The organism is Nostoc cf. edaphicum LEGE 07299 (genome assembly GCF_015207245.1).
GTDB classification, from domain to species: Bacteria; Cyanobacteriota; Cyanobacteriia; order Cyanobacteriales; family Nostocaceae; genus Nostoc; species Nostoc edaphicum_B.
Genome location: NZ_JADEXF010000981.1, coordinates 1 through 2,640, shown reverse-complemented (window position 1 = coordinate 2,640; position 2,640 = coordinate 1). Strand labels below are relative to the sequence as shown.

2 protein-coding genes are annotated in these 2,640 nt (G+C 41.6%); both read right to left on the bottom strand.

Translation table 11 applies throughout. From position 1 onward, the window contains the following. Nucleotides 1–1,882 (bottom strand): Hsp70 family protein (locus IQ229_RS23400; protein WP_194047867.1); only part of this gene is annotated, 1,882 nt, incomplete at its 3' end. 14 nt (nucleotides 1,883–1,896) lie between these two features. Next, nucleotides 1,897–2,640: hypothetical protein (locus IQ229_RS23395; RefSeq protein WP_194047865.1), on the bottom strand; the 744-nt coding region annotated here is incomplete at its 5' end.

The window sequence follows — 2,640 nt, the reverse complement described above, 5'->3', positions numbered from 1 at the left end:
GGCTGTTTTGAAGTCCTTGCTCAACTTTGACAATCAGTTTATCAAAAGCCTCTTGATTTGCTGTCAGTTGTTCTTGCAAAACTTTCTCTAATTCAGGCTTTATTTGCTGACACATATCCTCAATTTTTTTGTCGCTCAAAAAATTAGAACGCATCCAACTAGGGACATCTACATTTGTCTTAATTACTTCTTGAACACTCTTACGATTTAGCTCCATTCCTGCTGCCATTAACGAAGCCCCATAGACTAGTGCAATCGGCCAGGTTAAATGCCCAGTTAGGATAAGAGTGATGATGCTAGCCACAGCGCCTCCACCAATTACTACATTGACGATAAATGCTACTGTCTCAGCCAGAATAGCATCTCCAATTTGTAATTCTGGGTTAACAAAAGTTGGATCAATACTATCCTCGAATCTTAAGCTGCTTCTAGGTATCTGAAACTTTCGACAGATTGGATCAGTTTGTGCTGCTAAATCGGGTTGGATTTTATTGCTAAACCAAGAAGCGCATTGATGATTAATTATCTGCACGGCGCGCTCGCTTTTGAGCCACTGTTCTGCCCGACCGATCAAAGCTGTTTCCAAATCGGCTAAAGTCCGTATTTTGTTTTTTTGCCAATCTTTTAAACCAGGTTTAACTGCGTTGACAATCAACCCATCCGCCAAAGGCTTAGTTAGTGATTCGATTAACTCCGGGATATGCCTTTCAATCAAACCTTTGAGCTGGTTCGAGGTAAATAGTTGGTTGACTTCTTGCTTAAAAGCAGCAGCACGCAGATCCCATCGTCCTACTCGTGCTAATCCCAGTGCAATGCACCGTTCCGGTTCTGGATCGGGGCGAAGCAGGGTTTCTGGTTCGGGAAACATTTCCTGACAAAGAATGTGCGTGAACTTCATCCGAGATGCACCGCCAGTCATCAGCACAAGTTTCGGCACAATTCCAAGTTTTTCCAGCTTTTCTTTCGCCTCCTTTAAAGAGTTGCGAAATGATTTAATCCAACTATGATTTTCCAGTTCTGGTAAGGGTTGATTTAAAATTTCCTCCATCATCAATTTATTCACTTGGGGAATAAAATAAATCTGTTCGTTGATTGACTCGAAGCCACGCGCAAAGGATTCAGGATCGCTGTATAGCTGTTCATTTGAAAAGTAATCTTCTTTAGCTTTGCGACAAGCAAGTTCACAACGAGCTTGGTGATGGGGATATTCCTTAAATACTTTTTCGAGTAATGCTTTTTGTTCGTGGTTGGCGAGAGTCCGGGCAAAAATAGCTTTGTCAATTAGGGATGCACCTAAAGTATTACTTCCGAAATCTATCGGGATTTCTTCTAAACTTTTAACTAGAGTAAAATCTGTGGTTGAAGAACCAATATCGACAATTAGCACCGATGCCAGAAGTTTGTCATACTCCAACTTCCCGGCTTCCTTAGCTTGCATGAAAGCAGCCCGCGATTCGGGTACAACATTGAGTTGGGGAATGCCAGCTTCTTGAAGTAGCTTTTGGTATTCGGTGCGATCGCTAATTGTCCATCCTGAAGGGCAACCAATGTAAAAATAGCTACTTTCCCCACCTGCAAGTTGTTTGCTTTCTTTCAAAAGGCGGTAGTAGGTTGCCACAAAAGTGCTAATAGTTTCTCGATATTTGGGATCGTTGTTGGGTTTTTGCTTGAAAGAGATTGTCAGTTGAGTAACACCAGCTTGAATTAATGCTTGTTCGCCGACAAGATAACCGAGTTTGGGATGCCAACCAAGAGCTGTAATTTGGTTCTTCTTGTTATTAATCTCCAACATCTGGGGAGGTTCAATGCTTTCCACGATCGCTTTCGCAACAGCCGTTTCACCGTGTCCCAAATCAAAACCGATTGTTTCTAAAATTTCCATACCCTTATTGTCTATTATTCTCTAGCAGAGGAATATGCTGGTTCAATTACCCTACCGCGTCTAATCAAGCGATCGCCTTTCAACAAAGCCGGCGTTAGAGTCACGTGTTCTTTGGTGTCGGGGTCGATACTTGGCTCAAAGTCAAAATATTCGCGATCGCTATTCGATCGGTAAATTTGAGCGTTAATTCCCTGAGACATTAAAATCTGTGGCAGAAGTTTCGCCAGTTCATAAGCCATTTGGGGTTTATCAAGTTTGGATGCGCCCATCAGTCTTTGGAGAAAATTCAATAACTCTGGCAGTTCTTCTATTGCTAAATCGCCTTCGTGTTTATTTGATTCTTCTAATCTAGCCACTGCTAGGTCGATAGTGTTGAGAGCATCACCAAGATGATTTAGAAATACTTTGCTATCAACCCTAAGAATCGGTTGAGGTAATTCCAATACTCCTTCAGATATAGAATTATTTTGCTGGTTGTTTGATTCGAGTTGAAGTACAATTTCTAATCCTATAAGTAAAAAACTTAATAAGATAGCCATCCAAGCACCTGGGGTAGTTTTAGTTAAGGAAAACAACGAACTTAAGATACCTGTATAAATTAGTCCCTTTAGCAGTTTCAGGATGAATCTGCTGCTAAACAATTTTGTCCCTGTATTAGTAATTTGCCTTTGTTCTGTTGGAGCAACTTGAAGATAGTTAGCCGCAGCTAGAGTGGCGATGGACTGCCGCAGCGTCTCCAGAAAAAAGGAAGCCAGACG